The sequence below is a fragment of the Polynucleobacter necessarius genome, from assembly GCF_900095215.1.
In the GTDB taxonomy this organism is placed as follows: Bacteria; Pseudomonadota; Gammaproteobacteria; order Burkholderiales; family Burkholderiaceae; genus Polynucleobacter; species Polynucleobacter necessarius_H.
Map to the genome: position 1 here is coordinate 984453 of NZ_LT606949.1, position 23859 is coordinate 1008311.

At 47.4% G+C, this 23859-nt stretch carries 18 protein-coding genes and 3 pseudogenes; 7 read left to right on the forward strand and 14 right to left on the reverse strand.

Features of this window, described 5'->3' with window-relative positions; translation table 11 throughout:
* Positions 1 to 16 precede the first annotated feature (16 nt).
* The 9 genes and pseudogenes from DXE35_RS05395 to scpB all read right to left on the reverse strand — a co-directional run bounded on the left by DXE35_RS05395 (position 17) and on the right by scpB (position 13053).
* A pseudogene (locus tag DXE35_RS05395) lies at positions 17 to 2366 on the reverse strand (Tex family protein).
* Between the two features lie 106 nt (positions 2367 to 2472).
* Positions 2473 to 4290 carry a translational GTPase TypA gene (gene typA / locus DXE35_RS05400; protein WP_114689808.1) on the reverse strand — a complete coding sequence of 606 codons (1818 nt, stop codon included), beginning with the start codon at positions 4288 to 4290 and terminating at the stop codon, positions 2473 to 2475.
* A gap of 68 nt (positions 4291 to 4358) precedes the next feature.
* Positions 4359 to 5231, reverse strand: a complete 873-nt coding sequence (gene truB, locus DXE35_RS05405) for a tRNA pseudouridine(55) synthase TruB (RefSeq protein WP_231970044.1) — start codon at positions 5229 to 5231, stop codon at positions 4359 to 4361.
* Between the two features lie 3 nt (positions 5232 to 5234).
* Positions 5235 to 5603: a 30S ribosome-binding factor RbfA gene (rbfA, locus tag DXE35_RS05410; protein WP_114689809.1), complete on the reverse strand. Its 369-nt coding sequence runs from the start codon at positions 5601 to 5603 to the stop codon at positions 5235 to 5237.
* Between the two features lie 14 nt (positions 5604 to 5617).
* The gene (gene infB, locus DXE35_RS05415) at positions 5618 to 8374 is read right to left on the reverse strand and encodes a translation initiation factor IF-2 (RefSeq protein WP_114689810.1); all 2757 of its coding nucleotides are present in this window, start codon (positions 8372 to 8374) and stop codon (positions 5618 to 5620) included.
* 13 nt (positions 8375 to 8387) lie between these two features.
* The gene (nusA, locus tag DXE35_RS05420) at positions 8388 to 9869 is read right to left on the reverse strand and encodes a transcription termination factor NusA (protein WP_114689811.1); all 1482 of its coding nucleotides are present in this window, start codon (positions 9867 to 9869) and stop codon (positions 8388 to 8390) included.
* Positions 9866 to 10357, reverse strand: a complete 492-nt coding sequence (gene rimP / locus DXE35_RS05425) for a ribosome maturation factor RimP (protein WP_114689812.1) — start codon at positions 10355 to 10357, stop codon at positions 9866 to 9868. Before rimP ends, nusA begins: the two co-directional genes overlap by 4 nt.
* A gap of 173 nt (positions 10358 to 10530) precedes the next feature.
* Entirely contained in the window at positions 10531 to 12288 is a 1758-nt protein-coding gene (locus DXE35_RS05430; protein WP_114689813.1) for a pseudouridine synthase, read from the reverse strand.
* Between the two features lie 6 nt (positions 12289 to 12294).
* Positions 12295 to 13053, reverse strand: coding sequence for an SMC-Scp complex subunit ScpB (scpB, locus tag DXE35_RS05435; protein ID WP_114689814.1), 759 nt, complete (start codon positions 13051 to 13053; stop codon positions 12295 to 12297).
* Between the two features lie 278 nt (positions 13054 to 13331).
* On the opposite strand from scpB, the gene DXE35_RS10525 reads away from it, so the two are divergent.
* The 4 genes from DXE35_RS10525 to DXE35_RS05450 all read left to right on the forward strand — a co-directional run bounded on the left by DXE35_RS10525 (position 13332) and on the right by DXE35_RS05450 (position 14717).
* Positions 13332 to 13628: a patatin-like phospholipase family protein gene (locus tag DXE35_RS10525; RefSeq protein ID WP_231970045.1), complete on the forward strand. Its 297-nt coding sequence runs from the start codon at positions 13332 to 13334 to the stop codon at positions 13626 to 13628.
* A gap of 31 nt (positions 13629 to 13659) precedes the next feature.
* Complete coding sequence (locus DXE35_RS10530) at positions 13660 to 13983, forward strand: patatin-like phospholipase family protein (RefSeq protein WP_231970046.1); 324 nt, start codon at positions 13660 to 13662, stop codon at positions 13981 to 13983.
* A 208-nt stretch (positions 13984 to 14191) separates the two neighbouring features.
* Positions 14192 to 14452, forward strand: coding sequence for a BrnT family toxin (locus DXE35_RS05445; protein ID WP_114689815.1), 261 nt, complete (start codon positions 14192 to 14194; stop codon positions 14450 to 14452).
* Positions 14445 to 14717 carry a BrnA antitoxin family protein gene (locus DXE35_RS05450; RefSeq protein WP_114689816.1) on the forward strand — a complete coding sequence of 91 codons (273 nt, stop codon included), beginning with the start codon at positions 14445 to 14447 and terminating at the stop codon, positions 14715 to 14717. Before DXE35_RS05445 ends, DXE35_RS05450 begins: the two co-directional genes overlap by 8 nt.
* Here the strand turns inward: DXE35_RS05450 and DXE35_RS05455 are convergent.
* From DXE35_RS05455 to DXE35_RS05475, 5 genes are all read right to left on the reverse strand, one after another.
* The gene (locus tag DXE35_RS05455) at positions 14714 to 15343 is read right to left on the reverse strand and encodes a C40 family peptidase (RefSeq protein ID WP_415070036.1); all 630 of its coding nucleotides are present in this window, start codon (positions 15341 to 15343) and stop codon (positions 14714 to 14716) included. The genes DXE35_RS05450 and DXE35_RS05455 overlap by 4 nt on opposite strands.
* A 153-nt stretch (positions 15344 to 15496) precedes the next feature.
* Positions 15497 to 17134, reverse strand: a complete 1638-nt coding sequence (locus DXE35_RS05460) for an ABC transporter ATP-binding protein (protein ID WP_114689818.1) — start codon at positions 17132 to 17134, stop codon at positions 15497 to 15499.
* On the reverse strand, positions 17131 to 18156 hold the full coding sequence (locus tag DXE35_RS05465) for an ABC transporter permease (RefSeq protein ID WP_114689819.1): 1026 nt from the start codon (positions 18154 to 18156) through the stop codon (positions 17131 to 17133). Before DXE35_RS05465 ends, DXE35_RS05460 begins: the two co-directional genes overlap by 4 nt.
* Entirely contained in the window at positions 18153 to 19217 is a 1065-nt protein-coding gene (locus DXE35_RS05470; protein ID WP_174220959.1) for a microcin C ABC transporter permease YejB, read from the reverse strand. Before DXE35_RS05470 ends, DXE35_RS05465 begins: the two co-directional genes overlap by 4 nt.
* Before the next feature lie 11 nt (positions 19218 to 19228).
* Complete coding sequence (locus DXE35_RS05475) at positions 19229 to 21097, reverse strand: extracellular solute-binding protein (RefSeq protein ID WP_114689821.1); 1869 nt, start codon at positions 21095 to 21097, stop codon at positions 19229 to 19231.
* A 50-nt stretch (positions 21098 to 21147) separates the two neighbouring features.
* On the opposite strand from DXE35_RS05475, the gene fabI reads away from it, so the two are divergent.
* The 3 genes and pseudogenes from fabI to DXE35_RS05490 all read left to right on the forward strand — a co-directional run bounded on the left by fabI (position 21148) and on the right by DXE35_RS05490 (position 23852).
* Positions 21148 to 21933 carry an enoyl-ACP reductase FabI gene (fabI, locus tag DXE35_RS05480; RefSeq protein ID WP_114689822.1) on the forward strand — a complete coding sequence of 262 codons (786 nt, stop codon included), beginning with the start codon at positions 21148 to 21150 and terminating at the stop codon, positions 21931 to 21933.
* Positions 21930 to 22776 (forward strand): annotated as a pseudogene (locus tag DXE35_RS11410) (chromate transporter); the annotation flags it as partial. The gene fabI and the pseudogene DXE35_RS11410, both read left to right, overlap by 4 nt.
* A 191-nt stretch (positions 22777 to 22967) precedes the next feature.
* Positions 22968 to 23852 (forward strand): annotated as a pseudogene (locus DXE35_RS05490) (HTD2 family dehydratase).
* Positions 23853 to 23859: the final 7 nt, after the last annotated feature.

Below are 23859 nucleotides of genomic sequence, written 5' to 3' on the forward strand. Positions count from 1 at the left end.
GTCATAGATCTACCGTTTACTTCTTGAGCTTGCCAAAAGCCGCCGCCATCGCATTATTTATAGGAGGAGCCTGTCTTCTCTCCTCTTGAGGCCTTCTAGCTTCAGTCGATTTCAGGCGATTTAGCGCTCTTTGTTCAGACTTGACTCCCGGTTTAGTGGCCTCATCGCTTAATCGCATGGTTAAAGCGATGCGCTTGCGCTTTTCATCAGCCGCAAGCACTTTGACTTTAACCACCTGCCCTGCCTTGACCACACTATGGGGATCTTTAACAAAGGTATTGGAAAGCGCGGAAATATGTACCAATCTATCTTGATGCACGCCAATATTCACCAAGGCTCCAAAAGCGGCCACATTGATAACAACGCCCTCTAGAATCATGTCCGTTTTGAGATCGCTGATTTTTTCTACGCCATATTTAAATGTGGCAGTAGTAAATTCCGGACGTGGATCACGGCCTGGTTTTTCTAATTCCTTGATGATGTCGGTTACCGTCGGTACGCCAAACTGACCATCAGCATACTTCTCTGGTGCAAGTGATTTAAGCAAGCTGCTATCGCCGATGACTTCTTTCACACCTTTCTAATGTCCTTCAATATCTTCTCAACGAATGGATAGGATTCTGGATGCACTGCAGAAGCATCTAATGGATCATCACCATTCATAATGCGCAAGAATCCAGCGGCCTGTTCGTACGTCTTATCTCCAAGACGTGGAACGCTTTTGAGTTCTGCTCTGGATTTGAATGCGCCCTTACTGTCTCGATAAGCCACAATTCCTTCGGCCACCGTGGAACTCAACCGTGAAACCCTCGCCAATAGGGGCGAAGAGGCGGTATTGACGTCCACGCCAACAGCATTTACGCAATCCTCCACCGCTGCCACTAGCGATTTAGCCAACTGAGTTTGCATCACATCATGCTGATACTGACCAACGCCAATCGATTTAGGATCAATCTTGACCAATTCAGTCAGTGGATCTTGAAATCTACGCGCAATCGATACGACGCCACGTCAAGAGACATCCATGCCTGGCAATTCTTTTGAAGCATATTCCGAGGCGGAGTAAACCGATGCGCCTGCTTCTGACACAACGATCTTGGTGAGCTTGAGCTCCGGTTTTGCTTTAATAAAATCCCGTGCAAGTTTGTCTGTTTCACGAGAGGCAGTGCCATTACCAATCGCACTTAAAGTCGCATTGTGTTTCTCGGCTAGCTTAGCCAAAGTATGCAATGAGCCCGCCCAATCATTGTTGGGTTGATGGGGATAGATCACATCCGTGTCGACTACCTTCCCAGTAGCATCGACTACCGTCACCTTGACGCCAGTGCGCATGCCTGGATCTAGGCCGATAGTGACTCTAGGGCCAGCAGGATCGGCCAAAAGCAGGTCTTTCAGATTACGCGCCAATACATTGATTGCCTCAGTTTCTGCGCGTTCACGCAATGCTGTCATTAACTCCGACTCTAAATGCAAGGAGCACTTAATGCGCCACGTCCAGCGCACGGTGTCAGCCAACCAAGCATCTGCTGGTCGACCTTCGTTTTTGATCTTGAAATGATTAGCAATTCGATTTTCGCAAGGATTTTGTGGCGAATCCCACTTGGGCTTTTCTTCTTCAGAGTCTAAGCGCAAGCTCACCATGAGCATTTGCTCACGACGCCCCCTAAATAGAGGCAAAGCGCGATGAGATGGAATGGCTTTAATCGGCTCAGAGCCATCAAAGTAGTCAGCAAATTTTTCACCCTCTTGCTCTTTGCCAGAAATCACTTTGGACTCTACGACCCCATGATCTTGCAAATACGTTCTGAGGGACTGCACAAGAGCGGCATCTTCAGCAAAGCGCTTCATCAAAATTTGACGTGCACCTTCAAGAGCGGTTTTCGTATCAGGCACACCGGGTTATCGGTGCCATCAACCTGAACAGCCTCCCTGACATATTTCGTGGCTTCTGTTTCAGAATCCAGCTTTGGATTATTTAGCAGATCATTTGGCAGAGGTTCAAAGCCAGCTTCCAGAGCAATTTGCGCTTTAGTTCTACGCTTAGGCTTGTACGGCAGATAGAGATCCTCTAAGCGAGTCTTATCTTCGGCCAACATAATGGCCTTTAGCAACTCTGGCGTCATCTTGCCTTGCTCTTCAATAGATGCAGCGATAATTTTACAATGATCTTCCAGCTCACGCAAATACGTTAAACGCTCTTCTAGTAAACGTAACTGCGCATCGTCTAGGCCGCCAGTCGCCTCCTTGCGGTAACGGGCGATAAATAGAACGGTGTCGCCCTCATCCATCAGAGCTATAGCGACAGCTACTTGAGCTGACTTGGCGGAGAGTTCTTTGGCAAGACGTTGTTCAATCGATGGGAGCATGTATTTGATTTTCTTACTCTGATGTGTTTCTATTTTTGGAATATTTGCATTATCTGAAGAAGAAAAGCCACCCGGAGGTGACTTTTATTGTGTAGCTTAAGCTAGCTTACTCGCGTGAGGCTTTTTTACGCTCATGCTCCTTGAGGTAGCGCTTACGAATACGGATACTCTTCGGTGTTACTTCAACCAATTCATCATCATCAATGAATTCAACTGCGTATTCCAAGTTCATGGCGATCGGAGTAACCAGGCGAACCGCTTCGTCAGTACCAGAAGCACGAACGTTTGTTAATTGTTTACCTTTAATTGGGTTCACAACCAAATCGTTATCGCGACTATGAATACCGATCACCATACCTTCGTACAAAGGATCTCCAGGGCTTACGAACATACGACCGCGGTCTTGTAACTTCCACAATGCGTAAGCAACTGCTTCGCCATCGTCTTGGCTGATCAACACGCCATTATGACGCTCACCCAAGATGCCGTCTTTAGCGGGCGCATAAGAATCAAATGTATGACTCATTAAACCGTTACCACGAGTCATGGTCATGAAATCGCCTTGGAAGCCAATCAAACCACGTGCCGGAATGCGGTACTCAAGACGTGTACGGCCTTTACCATCGCTAACCATATCGAGCAATTCACCTTTACGCTTGCCCAAGTCTTCCATTACGGCGCCTTGAGTAGTGTCTTCTACGTCAACCGTTAAGTTCTCATACGGCTCCATCTTCACGCCATTTTCCTCATGGAAAACCACGCGTGGACGGGATACAGCTAATTCGTAACCTTCACGACGCATGGTTTCCACCAAGATGGTGAGATGCAATTCGCCGCGGCCTGACACTTCAAATACGGTGTCATCATCAGTGTCCTTCACGCGCAAAGCCATATTCGATTTCAATTCACGATCCAAGCGTTCGCGAATCTGGCGACTAGTAACAAACTTGCCTTCACGGCCAGCCAATGGACTCGTATTCACCATGAAGTTCATGGTCAATGTAGGCTCATCAATCTTCAGCATAGGCAATGCTTCAGGGGTGTCTGGCGCGCAGATCGTTGTTCCGATCGCCAAATCTTCAATACCGTTTACCAATACGATATCGCCAGCCTGCGCCTCATCTACCAATTCACGTTCTAAACTGCGGAATTGCAATACTTGATTAATACGGCCTTTGCGTTGCACACCCTCAGGACCATCCATGAATACTACGTCCATGCCTGGTTTCACTGTGCCACGATTTACACGGCCCACACCGATCTTACCAACGTAGGCGCTGTATTCAATAGAAGTAATTTGCAACTGCAATGGACCTGCTGGATTGTCATCACGCACTGGTACATGCTTTAACACGGTATCGAACAACAGGCGCATATCACCTTCACGAACATCATCAGTCATGCCAGCATAACCATTTAGACCGGATGCATAAACGACTGGGAAGTCTAATTGCTCTTCGCTAGCGCCTAATTTGTCAAACAATTCAAAAGTGGCATTGATTACATAATCTGTGCGAGCACCTGGGCGATCCACTTTATTAATCACCACAATTGGCTTCAAGCCTAAAGCCAAAGCTTTCTTGGTTACGAAGCGAGTTTGTGGCATTGGTCCTTCAACTGCATCAACGAGAAGCAAGACGCCGTCAACCATCGAGAGAACACGCTCCACCTCACCACCGAAGTCCGCGTGTCCTGGGGTATCAACAATATTGATGTGTGTGCCGTCATACTCCACCGCACAGTTCTTGGAAAAAATAGTAATACCACGCTCTTTTTCCAAATCGTTTGAGTCCATGACGCGTTCGGTCACTTTTTCATTGGAACGGAATGTGCCAGATTGGCGCAAGAGTTGGTCAACCAAGGTAGTTTTACCGTGGTCAACGTGGGCGATGATGGCGATGTTACGAAGTGCGCGTTTAGTCATGTGAAGCTTCTACAGTTAAAGATAAATAAAGGGGTTATAAATATTGATTCATTAATGAGCCTGTGAAATTAAGCGCTTTGGATGCAAAACTCCAGAACGCCAATCAGCAGTGTCAATAAAGTTATGGGTAGCAGCAGTAGCGCGATAGATGGCAGATTGAGTGGAACACGTTGCCCCATCTCAAGACGCTTAGCTTGTTGCTCATCCACGGTTAAGTGTGGCAAGGTTTGCAGGAGCGCGTCCACCGGCGAGATATAGTCAGCGCTATTTTGCAGACCACTCTGAATAGACTCAATCGTAAAAGATTGTTCAAGATTAAGATGCCCTACTTCAGTACGGCGTAAACCAACTAAATGAGCACCACAGCCCAGTGCGTTACCAATATCTTCGGCAAGTACAAGAATATAGGTACCATTACTACAGCTCACTTCTAAAGTAGCTTCTGGCCAATGGATCTCTGTCCAGCGAATGGAGTGGATAGTGATGTCGCGTGGGGCACGCTCTAATTCAACACCGGCGCGAGCATACTCGTATAAAGGTTTGCCATCGCGCTTGAGCGCTGAATACATTGGCGGCACCTGAGAAATCGCCCCAGTAAATTGAGGAAGCAATGCATCTAATGCGGTTTTAATTGTCGCTTCGTCTGCAAATACAGGCAAAGGCAGCTCTTCAATAATGAGACCTTCTGCATCACCAGTATCGGTGCGCGAACCAAACTTCACACGCGCGATATAAGTCTTATCAGCCTCAAGCAAATCCTGTGAATATTTAGTGGCCTCACCCAAGCAGATTGGTAATAAGCCCGTAGCCATAGAATTCAAGGTGCCAGCATGACCCGCTTTATCCGCATTGAAGGCGCGCTTAACAGCGGTTACCGCACCCTGCGAACTCATTCCAGCGGGTTTATCTAGCAGCACTACGCCGTCGATTCTGATGACCATGAATTACCTTGTCTCGTCTTTATGATCGCTCTCTACGGCCTGATCGATCAATCGAGACATTTCTATGCCATGCTCAACCGAGCTGTCATAGTGAAAATGCAATGTGGGCACAGTATGAATGTGCAAACGCTTAAACAATAGTGAATGTAAGTAGCCTGCTTTTTCCTGAAGCGCCTTTAATGTATGCTCAGGCTCCGCGCCCAAAACAGTAAAAAACACTTTTGCATGCGCGAGATCGGGAGTGAGCTCGATACTTTGCAGAGTAATCAAGCCCAAACTGGGGCTACGCAATTCACGAGGAATCAGTTCGGCCAGGTCTCGCTGAATTTGATCGGCGAGACGCTGGTTGCGATGCGGGCTAGTTTTATGCATATTACCCAGAATGCTTAGAGTGAACGCGCCACTTCATTTACCTCAAACACCTCGAGCTGATCGCCTTCTTTGATGTCGTTATAACCTTTTAATGACAGACCGCACTCAACACCGGAACGAACTTCTTTTGCGTCATCTTTAAAGCGTTTGAGAGAATCCAGCTCGCCAGTCCAAATAACCACGTTGTCACGCAAGAGACGAACGCTTGAAGTACGTTTAACGATACCGTCAACAACCAAGCAACCAGCAATCGCGCCCACTTTAGATACCAAGAAGACCTGACGAATCTCAACGAGACCAGTGATTTCTTCTTTCTTATCTGGAGTCAGCATACCACTCAGAGCTAACTTCACTTCATCTACAGCGTCATAAATAATGTTGTGATAACGAATATCCACGCCATTGTTCTCGGCCAACTTACGCGCTGCTGCATCTGCGCGGGAGTTAAAGCCAATAATCACCGCTTTAGAAGCAACTGCTAAGTTCACGTCAGTTTCAGTGATGCCACCTACCGCAGCGTGAACGATTTGCACTTTCACCTCTGGAGTAGAAAGCTTCATTAAAGACTGGGATAAAGCTTCTTGAGAGCCTTGAACGTCTGCCTTGATGATGAGTGGCAACAACTTCGCCTCAATCGCGCCTTCACCCATGTTTTCCATCATGTTTTCAAGCGTGACTGCTTGCTGCTTAGCGAGCTTCACATCACGGAACTTGCCTTGACGGAATAATGCAATCTCACGAGCCTTACGTTCATCTGATACCACCTGAACTGACTCACCCGCTGCAGGAACTTCTGCCAAGCCTTGAATTTCCACAGGAATCGATGGGCCAGCCTCATTACATGGCTTACCGTTCTCATCCATCATAGCGCGTACGCGACCAAATGTAGAGCCAGCTAATAACATGTCGCCACGCTTGAGCGTGCCAGATTGAACCAATATAGTTGCAACTGGGCCCTTGCCTTTATCCAAACGAGCTTCAATGACCAAACCTTGTGCTGGAGCCTCTTTTGGCGCCTTGAGTTCCAAAATTTCCGATTGCAAGAGAACGTTCTCGAGCAATGCATCAATGCCTTCACCTGTTTTAGCGGAAACCGGAATAAATGGCACATCGCCACCGTATTCCTCGGGAACTACTTGCTCTGCAACCAATTCTGTTTTTACACGCTCAGAGTTCGCTTCTGGTTTATCAATCTTATTGATCACCACAACCAATGGAACGCCACCAGCAATAGCATGGTGAATCGCTTCTTTGGTTTGCGGCATTACGCCGTCATCAGCCGCTACCACCAAGATCACAATATCGGTTGCCTTGGCACCACGAGCACGCATTGCCGTAAAGGCTTCGTGACCTGGAGTATCCAAGAAGGTAATCATGCCGCGCTGGGTTTCCACGTGGTACGCACCAATATGCTGAGTAATGCCGCCAGCTTCACCAGTAGCTACTTTTGCAGCGCGAATCTTATCGAGCAAAGAAGTTTTACCGTGGTCAACGTGACCCATCACCGTTACTACTGGTGGACGTGGCAACAATTCCGCATCATGACCATCAGTACCCAAATCTAAATCTGGATCATCCAATTTGGCAGCATGGGCTTTATGACCCATCTCCTCAACGATGATCATAGCAGTATCTTGATCAAGTACCTGGTTAATGGTGACCATTTGGCCCATACCCATCAACAACTTAATCACTCCTGCACTCTTGACCGCCATTGCGTGAGCTAACTCAGCAACAGTAATCGTCTCTGGAACATGCACATCACGTACCACTGGTTCTGTTGGAACCTGGAAGTTGGTATCCACGTTGGCTTCAGCAATTTGACGTTGCTTCTTACGGCCACCGCCTGAACGCCAACCGCCAACTCCACCCGATGAATCACCGCGAGTCTTGAGGCCACCAGGTTTCTTGGCACCTTCTTCTTGCCAAGTAGAGGATGTCTCAGAAGATTTAATCGTTTTGCCGCCAACTTTAGCGACCGCTTTCTTTTTGTCGTCGGCGCCTTCTGCTTTTGCAGGTTTATGCAAAGTGCCTTTTTTCGCTTCTTCTGCAGTAATTTCACTTGGCGCTTTTAGAACACGAGCTGGGGCACTCATCATGTCGCGAATCGCTAAAGCTTCCGCTTCGGCAGCAGCACGACGCGCACGAATATCTGCCAATTCTTTTTCTTTGCTAGCAGCTAAATCTTTTTCAACTTTGTTAGCTTCAGCCTTTTTCTCTGATACAACTGCGGCAGCGGCTGGCGCCTCATCCACAGGAGCAACTTCCTTAACCACTGGAGCAGCCGCCTCTTTTTGGCGCACCTCTTCAGCCGCCTTCATTTCCGCCTCTTGGCGGGCTAGCAATTCAGCCTGGCGAGTTGCTGCAGCTGCGCGCTTCTCTAGCTCTTCCTCAGAAATAATTGGCTTAGCTGGCGCGGCAGGAACAGTTTCTTTAACTGGTGCTGCTGGAGTTTCTTCAGGAGCTTTATCCCCTGCTTTTACTAGCACACGCTTTTTGCGAACTTCCACTTGCACGGTGCGAGTACGTCCAGCAGAGTCTGCCTGACGAATCTCAGAACTCTCACGCTTGATTAAAGTAATCTTTTTACGAGCGCCAGTATCTGCGCTGCCATGTGCTTTTTGCAAATGCTCGAGCAGGACAGTTTTGTCCTTTTCGGTGATGCTATCGTCCTCAGAACCTTTTTCAATGCCGGCCGCCTTCAACCGCTCTAAAAGGTCTGGCGCGGTACGTTTTAATTCTTTAGCTAGTACTTTTACTGTTGTTGCCATGCACTACTTCCTCTCATGAAGTAAACCAATGTTCGCGCGCTTTCATGATGAGCGTTTTCGCAGTTTCTTCGTCAATTTGTGTCGCCTCAACCAGCTCATCAACAGCCAGTTCAGCAAGGTCATCACGGGTATGAACTTGATTTTCAGCAAGCTTGGCAATCAGTTCTGTTGTCATGCCTTTTAATGAGCGCAAGTCTTGTGACACCTCGCCAATACGGTCTTCTTTTGCCAACTCCATCGTTAACAAAGAATCACGGGCGCGAGTACGCAACTCATTCACTGTGTCTTCATCGAAAGAGTCGATCTCCAACATTTCAGACAATGGTACATAAGCCACTTCTTCCAATGTATTAAAGCCTTCTTCAATCAAAATATCCGCCACTTCTTGATCCACATCCAACTTATCCATAAATAATTGGCGTACAGAAGAAGCTTCTTTTTCTGTTTTTTCAGCTGACTCTTCAGGAGTCATGATGTTGATTTGCCAACCAGTCAAATCACTCGCCAAACGAACGTTTTGTCCGATGCGGCCAATTGCGATTGCCAAGTTTTCTTCATCAACCACCACATCCATTGCATGGCGCTCTTCGTCAACCACGATAGAAGACACTTGGGCTGGAGCCAAGACGCCAATCACAAATTGGGCTGGATCTTCAGACCATAAAACGATATCAACTGCTTCGCCAGCAACTTCATTGCGGACAGCAGTAACACGAGTACCACGAACACCAACGCAAGTACCAATTGGATCGATACGCTTATCGTAAGTAATCACGGCGATTTTCGCGCGGATACCAGGATCACGGGCAGCGCCTTTGATCTCGAGCAAACCTTGCTCCATCTCTGGAACTTCGTTCTCAAACAACTTGATCAAAAATTCTGGGCAAGTGCGTGAGAGTTCGATTTGTGGGCCGCGTGCTTCGCGATCCACTTTAAGAATGTATGCACGCACACGGTCACCAGAACGTAAGTTCTCTTTTGGAATCATTTGATCGCGACGCAGCAATGCTTCAACGCGACCGGATTCAATGATGAGGCCATTTTTGTCGGCGCGTTTAACGGTACCAGTCATGATTTTTTCGCCACGCTCAAGGTAGTCGTTCAAAATCTGTTCACGCTCAGCATCGCGAATGCGCCGCAAGATCACTTGTTTGGCAGCTTGTGCGCCAATGCGGCCGAATGCTAAAGATTCAATTTGCTCTTCGATATAGTCGCCAACTTCGATGTCGGCAAGTTGCTCTTGGGCTTCAAATTGCAAAATCTCTTTATCCGGCTCTTGCAAACCGGCTTCGTTTGGAACAACCAACCAACGACGGAAGGTTTGGTATTCACCAGTATCGCGATCAATTGAAACGCGGATATCCACGTCTTCTGTCGCATAACGCTTCTTAGTTGCAGAGGCTAAAGCCATCTCCAGCGCTTCAAATACGATAGCTTGTTCAACGTTTTTTTCACGCGCTAACGAGTCTGCCAACATGAGAACTTCTCGGCTCATGACTTTCTTCCTTTGAAATCAATAACAGGGACCAACCGAGTCTTATCGACTTCGGCTAAAGAAAACTCCAATTGAGAAGGCTGACCATCAGCACCCTCAAATACCAAACCAAACTTTGCGTCTGGTGAATTCAATTCACCACTCAGCAAGCCTTGCAACTCACCACGAAAATTCTTGCGATTACCAACGGCAACACGCAACTTCAAATCTACTTGCATACCAGCGAAGCGCTCAAAATCAGCAGCGCTTTTTACCGGACGATCCAATCCTGGGGATGAAATCTCTAAGCGCTCGTAAGGAATGTTTTCAACGGGCAAGGTATAGCTCAACTGATGACTCACCTTTTCGCAATCCAACACCGTAATCAAGCGCTCATAATCTGGGTTTTCAATCGTGACGCGCAACAAACCTCCGGCTTCACGCTCAATATCAACTAGCGTGTAACCCAAGTTTTCCAGCTCTGCAGAAATAACCTGCTGATCCTTCACGACACCCCTTCATATCAAAATGGCAACAAAAAATGGGCTTCAAAGCCCATATTCTCGAAATTCAGAACAGACCGACTTACGTTGATCGCAACATCAGTCGGTAACAACTAAAAACAGCAGAATCCCGCTGTAAGATCAAAATTATAGCCTATTTAAGAGAAAATCGATACAAATCAGAAGCTTTCGCCTGGATTGCGCGGTTTTCTATGTCCTTTCTTCAAGGGTTTGCGCCCTTTTGGTCCACCTCTTTTTGGGCCATTTCCAGGGGTCTGCGGGTTGCCAGTCACAAAAGCAGACTGGCTATGATGAACTTTGCCACCTTTACTGCGATTTTGGCCTTGCCAACCTTGACCACTACGCCCACCTTGACCACCCTGACCTGGTCTACCGCCCTGGGTGCGACCTCGGAAAGGCCCGCGACCTTCACCAAAACCTCCGCCGCCAGACTTGCCGCCTCTACCCTGGTGCGTTAAGCCATTATGGCCGCTCGCTAAGGTTAAGGCGTCACGAGAACCCCAATAAGAAACCGAGGTTTGCATTGGATCAGGCTGAAAATTCTCGCCAGCAGGACGACGATCACGATTATTTGGATTTGGGCCACGACCCTTGTCTTGTGGCTGCGGCATTTTTAAGCCAGCAGACTTCATCAAGTTATAGATACCGCCAGCCTCAATCTCTTCCCATTTACCCCGTCTTAAACGTGGAGGCAACAAGAAGATGCCATAACGAGTTCGAATTAAGCGAGAGACTGTATGTCCCACCGCTTCAAACATGCGACGCACTTCGCGATTACGACCCTCATTTAATGCAACGTGATACCAACGGTTAGCGCCATCACCACCACCCATTGCCAAGCGCAAGAATTTAGCCTGGCCATCATCGAGCGTAATCCCACTCTTCAATAGGGATGTGTTTTCTTGACTCAACTCACCAAAAATGCGGACAGCATATTCACGCTCAACACCATAACGAGGGTGCATCAAACGATTGGCCAATTCACCAGAAGTAGTGAAAAGCAATAAACCTTCAGTATTAAAGTCCAATCGACCTACGGCAATCCAACGCCCTTGACCCGGCTTTGGTAAACGATCAAACACAGTTGGACGACCCTCTGGATCTGATTGACTCACGATTTCACCAGCAGGCTTGTGATACATGATTACACGTGGTGGCTTAGTCTGAATCTTGCGATGCACAGGCTTGCCATTAATACGCACTTGATCCGTAGGTCCGATACGTTGACCAATATGAGCCGACAATCCGTTAACCGATACACGTCCTTGAATAATCAAGTCCTCCATATCGCGGCGTGACCCCATGCCAGCATCAGCCAAGACCTTGTGCAACTTAACCGTGTCTTCATCGTCAGCGTCGTCATCAAGACCATCCAGATCTGCCCAAACTTCATCACGCAAACTCAGCGGTAAATCATCCACATTCGCAAATTGCAAACTACTGACTTCGTCTTCTGTTGGCGCATCCGGATCCTCATCCTCACGCGAACGCTGAGCGCGCTGTGCGCGACGCTCAGCGCCAGTTTGATGAGAAATCTCGCTCTCGCTCACACCATCAGGATTTTTTGCTTCTTCAATTTCTGGCGCATCTAAAGCCGCATCAAATTCACCGGAGACTACTGAAGCAAATAAGGCTTCGCTCTCTACCGCATTTGGAACCAACTTGGAGGATGGGTTATTGCCGCCCTCTCGTGGGCCATTAGCTTCGCCACCCTCACGACGTGGCCGATCTTTATTGAATGGACGCTTCTTATTAAATGGGCGTTTGCCTGAGCCTTGGCGGCGTGGGCGACGTTCTCCACCCTCCCCACCCTCAGCCTTCTGGCCATCAGCATTTGATGGCGCAGCGTCTGAATTGGAAGGGGTTGCCGATGGATTGACTACCGTGGATGAATTGTTTTCGTTGGCGCTTGTCATTAATAATTATTTGGTTTCGTCTGATTGATCTTCAGGCTCAGAGGTAACTTCTTCTGCAACTTCAATAGTTGCTTCTTCCACAACCACTTCAGTTGTTTCTACTTCTGTAATTTCGACTGCTGCAGTTTCCATCTCTACTGATGCTTCAGCTTCATTCACTTCTTGCGCTTCTGCATCAATCACTACGGTTTCTACGGTTGCCGATGGATCAAATTCCATCACAGCTTGCCCCAATTGTTCCGCAGCAGCCATCGGCGCAGCATCTTCCAAGATTGGCAAGCTTTGTAAATTAGTGAGGCTGAGGTCATCTAAAAATTGTTTAGTAGTGGCGTATAAGCCTGGGCGACCAATCGTTTCTTTATGGCCAATAACTTCAACCCAACCACGATCCTCGAACTGCTTCATTACGTTGCTACTAACCGCAACACCGCGAATCTCTTCAATCTCGCCACGAGTTACTGGCTGACGATAGGCGATGATGGCTAAAGTTTCCATCACGGCGCGTGAATACTTTGGTGGCTTTTCTGGAGTCAGGCGGTCAAGATACTCGCGCATCGAAAGACGGCTCTGAAAGCGCCAACCAGTCGCGATATGCACTAACTCCATGCCCTTATCATCCCAAGCACGCTGCAGCTCGACCAATGCCTCGTCAATATCTGCCGTGGTGATGTCTTCAGCAAATAAGCGAGACAAATCAGCAACGGCGAGGGGCTCCTGTGCGCATAGGATGGCTGTTTCAATTACGCGCTTATTGTGATCGTCCATAAAAGTCTGGCTACCAGGAGCAATCCTGATTAAGCTTTAAAAATGTATTTCAGTAATGGGTTTTGGTGTTCTCAAGCTACTACGGACAATCTATCTCATCAGTTCTTATTGGGATATGCCCGCGCTGAAACGAAATCCTTTTCGCTCACCTTGCGCCCATTATAAGGTAGGCTCAATACAATAGACACATACACAAAAAACTCGCTAAACCCCCTTTCCCCATGCTTGACGCCCCAGATTGCGACGAGCGCCGCAGATTCCTGAGTCTTGGAATTGGCATGGGCAGCCTTTTCGGTGCCGCAGGCCTGCGCTCTTGCAGCCTGATTGGCCGCAAAAAACCGGTGCTGGGATTAGTTTTGGGCGCCGGGGCAGCCCAAGGCATCAGACCCGATATTGTTGTGGGCAGTAGTGCCGGCAGTGTCATTGCTGCCTTATTGGCCTCTGACGCAACTGGAAATGAGCTTAATCGCCTTGCTCTGAATCTAGATGAGGCGACTATTACCGATTGGGGCCTCCCCTTTGCTGGCCGTTTTGGCGGACTCATCAAAGGGGATACCCATGCAAAACATGGTTAACCGAGAGGTGCAAAACAAATCCATCTAGCAAATGCGTATTCCGCTTGGCATTGTTACCACCGAATTGCAGTCAGGTAAAGGGGTTTTATTTAGAACTGGTAATACCGGTCTAGCGGTACGCGCTTCCTGCAGCGTGTCCGGAGTTTTTCAACCAACAGTCATTAGCGGAAAAGCATATGTTGATGGTGGTTTAGTTGCCCCAGTACCCGTGAGCTACGCAAGACAGATGGGCGCAACCCTGGTGATTGCGGTCAATATTTCTTCCGAGCCAGTGCACCAAGATGCCAGCGGAACTTTGGTCGTTTTGCAACAAACCATTTCGGTTATGCAAAGAAGCATTAATCAATATGCATGAAAAAGTGCCGACATTGTCATTCAGCCGCATTTAAAACAAATGAGCAGTGGCGATTTCAGATCCAGAAATGCCGCTATTTTGGCTGGCGAAATTGCAGCGCAAGAACAAATGGGATCGATTAAAGAGACGCTGAAAAGCTAGGCATTTAATCTCCATTCTGAAAGCGTGGTATAGTTCGATACATCAAATTGTAACTACAATTTGATGTATGGAGATTACTTATGATCCATCAAAAAATCTACTCAATATTCGACACCGAAATCTATCCTTTGAACAGGTGGCAGAGTTTGATTTTGAAACAGCAATTTTTACTGTTGATAAAAGAAAAGATTACAGAGAAATTCGAAGGTGCGCCTTAGGCTATCTTGGCAATAGACTTCATGCGCTGGTATTTACAGAAACGCCTAATGGAATGCGAATCATTAGCTTTAGAAAAGCAAATAAACGAGAGATTGCCAGTTATGAATAAAAAGAGGAAGAGTGATCAAGATGACTTTGAGTGGACCAAGGCAAAGGTCAAGGCATCTAAAAAAATTAATTCCCTACCAAAGTCTTTGCAGCAAAAACTTGCTTCACGAAAAACAAGAGGGCCACAAACTAAGCCAACTAAAGTTTCGACAACCATCCGCCTATCAAGTGATGTAATTGAAACATTTAAGGCCACTGGAGATGGCTGGCAAACCAGAATTGATTTCGCTCTTAAGCAATGGCTCAAAGAGCATACGCTAGCTTAAAGGCTGCGCGACTTACGCTTTAGGTTTTTAACGTCGTTGAGAAGTTCTTGGCGTTCGGAGTCATCCAGATTATCGCTACCATCTAAACGACGCGCTCCGTCAAAACGCTTATCCCAATAGAGGCTGCCAAGATCATCGACGCGAACATTCGTACCTTTGGAGGGCGAATGAATAAATTTGTTATCCCCGACGTAAATACCAACGTGAGAAAAAGTTAAGCGCATGGTGTTGAAAAAAACCAAATCACCTGGCTGCAATTCTTCACGCGTAATTGCCTTGCCAACACGACTCATTTGAGTGGATTTGCGTGGCAACAAAAATCCGAGCTTATCTTTAAAGACATAACCTACAAAACTGCTGCCGTCTAATCCAGATTGCGGCAATTCAGCATCCCAGCGATAGCGCACACCAATCACTTCCATGGCGCGATTAATCAATTCTTCTGATTTGCCAGTAACGGTATCTGCCAGACGATCTGAAACGCGGGCAATGTAAGAGCGTCCAGCTTGAAACATACTTTCCTTTGGCACAGCAGTTTCTGAATTAGCTTCAACCACAGGGTCAACCGCATACGCAGATACGCAAATGAAGGCACTCAGACCAAAGTCCAGGAGTTTAGAAAGCATTGTTTTTTTCAATAGCATGCGACGAGTTTAACAAAGAACACCCAATTTACCAAGTCTTCAATATTTACTTAAGTCTTTGTTTATAAAGATAATTTTTCCTAAAATGCGGGCTAGCGCACCAATTTAGCCCATTTCAAGGGGTTTTACCCTTCGCTAAGTCAGCTCTGCTGCTGCAAAAAGCTCTTTTGTATAAGTTTGACGGGGGTGCTTAATCAAGGTTTCTGTATCGCCAAAGTCCACCACTTTGCCGCCCTTGAGAACCATGACCTCATGGGACATTGCCCTGATGACCGCTAAATCATGGCTAATCATGAGATAGGCCAAGTTGTATTTTTTCTGTAGCTCCGTTAACAAGGCTAGCACCTGCTTTTGGATCGATACATCCAAAGCAGAGGTGGGTTCATCTAAAACCAAAATTTGTGGGCGAAAGATTAATGCGCGGGCAATAGCAATCCGCTGACGCTGACCACCAGAAAACTCATGGGGATAACGCAATAGTGCGGAACGATCTAAACCCACTTCTTTTAGCATGTCCACCACGCGAGCTTCACGCTCTGCCGCAAACAACTTTGGAAAGTGCACATCCAAACCTTCTGAAACAATCTGAAACACATTCATACGTGGCGAGAGCGAACCAAACGGGTCCTGAAAAATGACTTGCAAGCTTGAGCGCAGCGCCCTTCTCTCGACAGGCTTCAGTGTTTGCCAGGCATTGCCAAGTACGTCCACATCGCCAGAGACTTCTGCCGCTGAGTCGCCCAGTAAACCAAGCACCGCCATTCCCAACGTTGTCTTGCCAGAACCCGATTCACCAATCACGCCAATGGTTTGACCTTGCTTTAATGTAAAGCTCACTTTTTTGAGCACTTTATGAGGCGGCGCTTTTTTAAACCAAGAAGTTAACTCTGAGCTGGGGTAAGCAACCGATAGCTCTTCGGTTTTCAGCAGCACGGGAGCTAAAGGCATGAGTGGCGCCAAGTCACGAACTGGCTCACTATTAACCAAAGCTCGAGCGTATGGATCCTCAGGATGCTCAAAGACCTGCTTCGTGGATCCGGACTCCATTAAATTGCCTTGATTTAATACCGCGACACGCTGAGCAAAATGTTTCACCAAATTGAGATCATGGGTGATTAACAAAATCCCCATGCCGCCATCATTCTTGGATTCTTCTTGCAACTCTTTGAGCAAATCCAAAATCTGCAAACGCAAACTCACATCTAACGCTGTTGTGGGTTCATCTGCAATCAGGAGGCGAGGCTTACATGCCAGGGCCATCGCGATCATCGCACGCTGTCTTTGGCCACCAGAAAGTTGATGCGGATAGGAATGAAAGCGGCGCTCAGGATCAGGGATTCCCGTCTTACGAAGTAAATCTATCGCAGCATCAATCGAATCTGCTTTAGAAATTAAGGGCTGGTAAATTTGTACCGCCTCAATGATTTGATTGCCAACAGTAAATAGCGGGTTCAGCGCGGTCATGGGCTCCTGAAACACCATTGCAATCTCACGCCCACGAATCTCCCGAATGTCCTGAATAGACATGGAGAGCAAATCCATCTCGCCCTTTCCGTCTTTTCTATTCCAGAGAATCTTTCCACTTACCTTGGCACCTTCAGGCTCCAATCGCAATGGCGCTAAGGCTGTAAGCGTTTTGCCTGAGCCCGACTCCCCTACCAGAGCAACACGCTCACCGATCCCAATCTCTAAATCGAGATGATTAACGGCGAATTTTTCACGTCGGCCAGCTCCAAAAGCAATACAAAGATCTGCGTAACGTAACAAGCTCATGAGCGCCCTCCACTCATCATGCCCGCTTTGCGAGAATCAAACGCATTACGCAATGCCTCGCCCATAAATGTTAATAGCAGTAGTGTTGCCACCAAAACAACAAAGGTAGACAAAGAGATCCACCATGCATCGAGATTGCTCTTGCCTTGGGACAGCAATTCACCGAGGCTTGGCGTGCCGGGAGGAACTCCCAAACCCAAGAAATCCAAACTGGTGAGAGACAGAATGGCGGCACTCATTCGAAATGGTAAAAAAGTAATCACTGGTGTCAAGCTATTAGGCAGAATGTGGCGCCACATAATTTGCAAATTCGTTAAACCCAATGCTCGCGCCGCACGGACATACTCTAATGCGCGGTTACGGAAAAACTCCGCTCTGACATAGTCTGATAAACCCATCCAACCAAAGGCAGCTAATAAAATAATCAACAAAGAAACGCTGGGGTTAAATATTGAAGCAAAGATGATCAACAAATAGAGCTCTGGCATCGCCGACCAAACCTCAATCAGACGTTGCGAGATTAAGTCGAACTTGCCACCGAAAAAGCCCATCAAAGAGCCGGTGATGATGCCAACGCTCACACCGACAATCGTTAGCGCTAAACCAAAGAGAATAGATAAGCGAAAACCATAAATCAAACGCGCCAGAACATCGCGCCCGCGATCATCAGTCCCAAGCCAATTTTCCCAAGAAGGTGGTGCCGGGTTGGGAACTTTAGAAAAATAGTTGAGCGTCTCGTAGCTGTAATGAATCGGCGGGTAAATTGCCCAGTTACCGTTGCTCGTGATGTTGTTACGAATATCTGGATCCAAGAAATCAGCTGGTGTGGCGAAATCTCCACCGAAGACAGTTTCTGGCTGACTCTTGGCGATCGGAAAATAGAAATGCCCTGCATAGCGAACGACCAAAGGCTTGTCATTGGCAATCAACTCGGCACACATCGACAAACCGAAAAGCGCCAAAAAGATCCATAGGCTGGCATAACCCGTGCGACTATTTTTAAACCGTTGCCAACGACTCATGAACCACCTCCCGCGCCAAACTGAATGCGTGGATCAACATACACATAGCAAAGGTCAGAAATCAGCTTAGTAAATAAGCCGATTAAGGTGAATAAATATAAAGTGCCAAAGACCACCGGGTAATCCCTGCGCATCACTGATTCATACGATAGAAAGCCAAGCCCATCCAAGGAGAATAAGGTCTCAATCAATAATGAACCCGTAAAAAAGGCGCCAATAAAAGCCGCCGGAAATCCAGTCACTAACGGCAAGAGCGCATTGCGGAAAACATGCTTCCACAACACTTGTTTTTCAGTAAGACCTTTCGCTCTAGCAGTGAGAACATACTGTTTTCGAATCTCTTCTAAGAAAGAATTCTTAGTCAGCATTGTGACTACCGCAAAGCTACCCAGAACAGATGCAGTGATTGGGAGCACCAAATGCCACAAGTAATCCATCACCTTGCCAATCAGACTGAGATCACTCCAGTTGTCTGACGTTAAGCCTCGTAGCGGGAATATTTGCAAGAAGCTACCGCCGCCAAAGAGAACCAGTAATAAAACTCCCAATACAAATCCCGGTATGGCATAACCCACCAGAATCATGCTGCTAGTGATTGCATCAAATCGCGAGCCATCACGCACCGCTTTAGCGATACCCAGAGGTATTGAAACTAAATAGGTGAGAAAGAAGGTCCATAAACCGATGCTGATCGACACCGGCAACTTAGACACCACCAGACTCCAAACACTCTCGTGCTGGTAATAACTTTGACCCAAGTCAAATCGAGCAAAGCGGCCGAGCATCATGAAGTAACGCTCAATAGGTGGCTGATCAAAACCATATAAAGCCTTTACCTCTTCGAGGCGCTGCGCGTCAACGCCTTGTCGACCTCGATATGTTGCACCAGATCCGGAAGATTCTGAACCACCAGTAGCCGAACTACCATTGCCTTTTAATTCAAGGACCATTTGCTCAACAGGCCCACCCGGAACAAATTGCACAACCGCAAATGTCAGGGTTAACACACCCAAAATCGTAGGAATCATTAAAAGCAAGCGCTTAAAGATATAGGCGCGCATTTGACCTTGCATTATTTAGACCCCTCTTTCCACCAATTTTGCATGATCCATGCCTCCGCCGAGTAATACAAAGGCGGCTCTGGGTAACGCATCTCGTGACGGAAAGCAACGCGATGAGTGGGATTGTACCACTGCGGCACAACGTAAAAACTATTCCACAAGACACGGTCTAGCGCTCTAGTAGCGGTTCGCAGTTGCTCCCGATTTTGAGCCTTGGTAATTTCATCAATCAAAGCATCAACTACTGGCGATTGCACACCAATCACATTATCAGAGCCCTTTTCTTTAGCGGCCTGGCTACCAAAGCGATCCCACAGCTCGTTGCCGGGGTTTTGAGAATCCTGAAAACGAACGGTGGTCATATCAAAATCGTATTCATTCATACGCTTTTGATGCAAAGTCAAGTCACTTGTGCGGATATCAACCTGCACCCCGAGTTTTTCCAAATTACGAACATAGGAAGAGATAACCCTTAAGAAAAATCCACCGTCTTCCACAATCTCAAATCGAAACGGCTCACCCTTTTCATTGCGCAATGCGCCGTCTCGATATTGCCAACCAGCATGCATGAGAAGCTCACGCGCTTTTTTTAAATTCTGGCGCAAGCTACCAGGAGATTTTGTTGATGGCGCCGCAGGCATTGGGCAAAATACAGCATCAGGAACCCACTGTGGATATTTTGCCTTTAAAGGCTTGAGTAATTTCAACTCGTCCTCCGTGGGTTTGCGTGGGCCGTCAAAGTTAGCGCTCAAATCACTATTCGTAAAATAACTATTGATGCGACTATATTGATCAAAAAATATTTGTCGATTGAGCCACTCAAAATCCAACGCATAACCCAAGGCTTCACGCACCCGTGGATCTTTGAAGATGGGACGCCGTACATTCATCGCGAAACCTTGCATCCCTGCGCCGTTATGATTGAGAAACGCGTTCTTTAAAAGAATTCCTTTATCAAACTTTGAGCCGACGTAGCCTTTGGCCCAAATCTTGGCGCGATACTCCACTAATGCATCAAACTCCCCTGCCTTAAAGGCTTCCAGCCTGACGGCATCATCGCTGTACAGCTTGTATATAACTCGATCAAAGTTATAAAAGCCAACGCGAATATTTAAAGGTTTGCTAAGTTGATCTACCCAATAGTTTGGGTTCTTTTTATAAACAATCGACTTACCGGCTTTAAAAGATTCAATTAAATAAGGGCCACTTCCAATAGGCGCCTCAAAAGCCAGTTTCTCAAAGGGAATCATGGAGCCATCTGGCCGCTTGCCCCAGGTACGCGAAAAAACTGGAAATGTTCCCGCCAGGATCGGTAACTCTGAATTGTCATTCTTAAAATCAAAGCGAATGGAGCGATCAGATAATATGACCGCCTCTTTGATATCCGCAAAAGTTGTCTTATAACGAGGATGTGCTTTACCACTCATTAAAGTATCAAAGCTGTATTTCACGTCTGCCGCCAAAACAGGGCTGCCATCGGAAAATTTTGCCTCCGAGCGAATGTGAAATGTCACCGATCTACGATCTTTAGCTACCTGAATATCATCAGCCAATAAGCCATAAATACTAGATACCTCATCAGCGCTACCTTCCGCCAGCGATTCAAACATCAACTCAATTCCAGGCGCAGTAATGCCACGCAGGGTAAATGGATTGAATTTATCGAAACTGGTTCTTTGGCCTGGATTTGGCAACACCAAGGTTCCGCCGCGTGGAGCATTGGGATTGACATACTCAAAATGGGCAAATCCCTCGGGATACTTAGTCTTGCCATATTGCGCAATTCCCTGCCCCGCCATGGCGGCGTTAGCCCCCAGCACTACTAGCAGGGCTAGCAAGAAGTAATGGGTAATGTGGCGAATGGGATTGAGTATGAGCATATATGCAACAATTGTAGATCGCTAATCATATTTGAAGCAAAGGACACATCATGGGCTTTCTCTCTGGCAAAAAAATTCTCATTACCGGCCTCCTCTCGAACCGCTCTATCGCCTATGGCATCGCCAAGGCCTGTCACCGCGAAGGTGCCGAACTGGCCTTTACCTATGTAGGTGAGCGCTTTAAGGACCGCATCGTTGATTTCGCAAAAGAATTCAATACCGAACTCATTTTTGACTGCGATGTAGGCAGCGACGAGCAAATTAGCGCTCTATTTAAGGATTTAGCCAAATCCTGGACCCAGTTTGATGGTTTTGTACATACGATTGGTTTTGCACCACGCGAAGCCATTGCTGGCGACTTCTTAGAGGGCCTCTCTCGCGAAGGCTTCAAGATTGCGCATGACATTTCTGCATACAGCTTTCCAGCGATGGCAAAAGAAGCATTACCGATGTTGCGTGATAAATCTTCTTTGCTTACCCTGACCTATTTGGGCTCTATGAAAAATGTACCCAACTACAACACCATGGGCTTAGCAAAAGCCTCTTTAGAAGCTTCTGTGCGCTACCTCGCTGGCTCAGTCGGCCCTAAAGGCATGCGTGCTAACGCTATTTCTGCAGGCCCAATCAAAACCTTGGCAGCCTCTGGCATAAAAGGTTTTGGCAAGATCTTGGAAGCCGTAGAACAAACCGCGCCACTGCGTCGTAATGTGACCATCGATGATGTCGGCAATACTGCGGCCTTCTTGTTGTCTGATTTGGCAAACGGCATTACCGCTGAAATCATTTATGTTGATAACGGCTTTAGCCAAGTAGTTGGCGGAATGGATGAAGTTTGAGCGTTCCACTACGCGAAGCCCTGAAATTTTGGGCTAAGCTAGGCTTCATCAGCTTTGACGGTCCAGCAGGACAGATCGCCGTTCTGCACCAAGAGTTAGTCGAAAAGCGTCGCTGGATTTCTGAGCGGCGCTTATATGCACTGAACTATTGCATGCTACTTCCCGGGCCTGAGGCGCAGAAACTAGTTACCTATATCGGATGGTTAATGCACCGCAGCTGGGGCGGTATTCTGGCAGGCGCGCTTTTTGTTCTACCATCCCTCTTCATACTGATTGGTCTGTCCTGGGTCTACCTCACCTTTTGGCAAGTATCCTGGATTGCTGCGATCTTTTTTTGGTATAAAGCTAGCAGTTACCGCCATTGTTCTATATTGCTGCATTCAGAATTGGTAAACGCACTATTCACAATCAAGCACTTCAATGGAGTGCATTCGGCTCATTCCTGACTATCTTTATTCTGAATCTCGCCTTTCCAATGCAGTTCTTCCCTACGTTTATCAAGGTGCTGTTGATCGCTTTCACTGGTTAACCGCCAAGCAAATGATCGATCGACTTGCGCTTGGTGAAACTACACCGGGCCCGTTGATTATGGCGGTCGCTTTCGTTGGCTACCTTGCAGGTCATATTCAACATTTAATAGGCGCAAACAAGCCATTTTGGTTTGGCGTGCTTGGCGCATGCATTGCTACTTGATTTACCTTTCTCCCTTCTTTCTTTTTTATCTTGGTTGGCGGACCGTTAATTGAATCCACTCATGGCAAGCTCGGATTGACGGCACCACTTACCGCCATCACCGCAGCAGTGGTTGGCGTTATCGCCAACCTGGGACTATTTTTCGCCTATCACGTCTTTTTACCTAGCAGAATTGGGGGCCCATCTCTTGGATCTCCATTCTGATCTGCGCTTTGGCAGCGTTAGCCCTATTTAGATTTCAAAAAGGCGTGATGACCGTTTTAGGCGGCTCTGCGCTAGCAGGACTCTTACTTCACTTTGCCGCTGTCTTGATGGGGTAAGCCTTCCCCAGGATTGGCATAATGGAAGTCATGCGGATCGAACCTCAAACCATCACCCACCTTCAAGAATGGCTTGGTAAAACTGAGTCTATTCAGGACACCGTTACAGCGGCACCTGTGCGCGCTCTCTCGGCGACTTTAGATCGCGAAGATCCAGCGCCTGGCAAAGGGACGTTTCTACCGGAGCTGTGGCATTGGCTGTATTTTCTGCCGTATGCCCGCGAATCAGAAATCGGTCCTGATGGTCATCCAAAACATGGCGGCTTTCTTCCCCCAGTTCCATTACCGCGACGTATGTGGGCTGGCAGTCGCATTGAATGATTAAAGCCATTGGCAGTTGGCGATGAGATTGAACGGGTCTCCACGATTGAATCGGTTACCCATAAATCCGGTCGTACTGGAAACTGGATTTTCGTTTTGGTCAATCACAAAATCTCCAATCAAAATGATCTCGCAATCATTGAAGAACATGACATCGTCTATCGCGATGCGCCAGGACCTGACGATAAACCTGTAGCGCCAACTCCCGCCCCGACTGACGCCAAGTGGAGCAAAATCATTACGCCGGATGATGTCTTGCTGTTTCGTTATTCGGCCCTGACTTTTAATGGTCACCGCATTCACTACGATCGCAAGTATGTGACTGAAGTGGAGCGCTATCCAGGGTTAATTGTGCATGGGCCGTTAATTGCAACTTTATTAGTTGACTTGGTACGACAAAGCATTCCCGATTGCAGGCTTAAAAGTTTTGAGTTCCGTGCCATCCGCCCCACTTTTGATATCAACATTTTCAAAGTGAACGCCAAACCAGATTTAGAAAAAGATTCTAGCGGAAAAACGATTTCGATTTGGGCGCAAGATCATGAAGGCTGGCTCACGATGCAAGCCACCGCCGTTTTAGCATAGGGGCGAT

What these genes read in the sequence shown, in the direction of transcription:
- typA (WP_114689808.1), bottom strand. Translation starts at nt 4,290, where the DNA reads ATGACTAAACGCGCACTTCGTAACATCGCCATCATCGCCCACGTTGAC.
- truB (WP_231970044.1), bottom strand. Translation starts at nt 5,231, where the DNA reads ATGGTCATCAGAATCGACGGCGTAGTGCTGCTAGATAAACCCGCTGGA.
- rbfA (WP_114689809.1), bottom strand. Translation starts at nt 5,603, where the DNA reads ATGCATAAAACTAGCCCGCATCGCAACCAGCGTCTCGCCGATCAAATT.
- infB (WP_114689810.1), bottom strand. Translation starts at nt 8,374, where the DNA reads ATGGCAACAACAGTAAAAGTACTAGCTAAAGAATTAAAACGTACCGCG.
- nusA (WP_114689811.1), bottom strand. Translation starts at nt 9,869, where the DNA reads ATGAGCCGAGAAGTTCTCATGTTGGCAGACTCGTTAGCGCGTGAAAAA.
- DXE35_RS05430 (WP_114689813.1), bottom strand. Translation starts at nt 12,288, where the DNA reads ATGACAAGCGCCAACGAAAACAATTCATCCACGGTAGTCAATCCATCG.
- scpB (WP_114689814.1), bottom strand. Translation starts at nt 13,053, where the DNA reads ATGGACGATCACAATAAGCGCGTAATTGAAACAGCCATCCTATGCGCA.
- DXE35_RS10525 (WP_231970045.1), top strand. Translation starts at nt 13,332, where the DNA reads ATGGGCAGCCTTTTCGGTGCCGCAGGCCTGCGCTCTTGCAGCCTGATT.
- DXE35_RS10530 (WP_231970046.1), top strand. Translation starts at nt 13,660, where the DNA reads ATGCGTATTCCGCTTGGCATTGTTACCACCGAATTGCAGTCAGGTAAA.
- DXE35_RS05445 (WP_114689815.1), top strand. Translation starts at nt 14,192, where the DNA reads ATGGAGATTACTTATGATCCATCAAAAAATCTACTCAATATTCGACAC.
- DXE35_RS05450 (WP_114689816.1), top strand. Translation starts at nt 14,445, where the DNA reads ATGAATAAAAAGAGGAAGAGTGATCAAGATGACTTTGAGTGGACCAAG.
- DXE35_RS05455 (WP_415070036.1), bottom strand. Translation starts at nt 15,343, where the DNA reads ATGCTTTCTAAACTCCTGGACTTTGGTCTGAGTGCCTTCATTTGCGTA.
- DXE35_RS05460 (WP_114689818.1), bottom strand. Translation starts at nt 17,134, where the DNA reads ATGAGCTTGTTACGTTACGCAGATCTTTGTATTGCTTTTGGAGCTGGC.
- DXE35_RS05465 (WP_114689819.1), bottom strand. Translation starts at nt 18,156, where the DNA reads ATGAGTCGTTGGCAACGGTTTAAAAATAGTCGCACGGGTTATGCCAGC.
- DXE35_RS05470 (WP_174220959.1), bottom strand. Translation starts at nt 19,217, where the DNA reads ATGCGCGCCTATATCTTTAAGCGCTTGCTTTTAATGATTCCTACGATT.
- DXE35_RS05475 (WP_114689821.1), bottom strand. Translation starts at nt 21,097, where the DNA reads ATGCTCATACTCAATCCCATTCGCCACATTACCCATTACTTCTTGCTA.
- fabI (WP_114689822.1), top strand. Translation starts at nt 21,148, where the DNA reads ATGGGCTTTCTCTCTGGCAAAAAAATTCTCATTACCGGCCTCCTCTCG.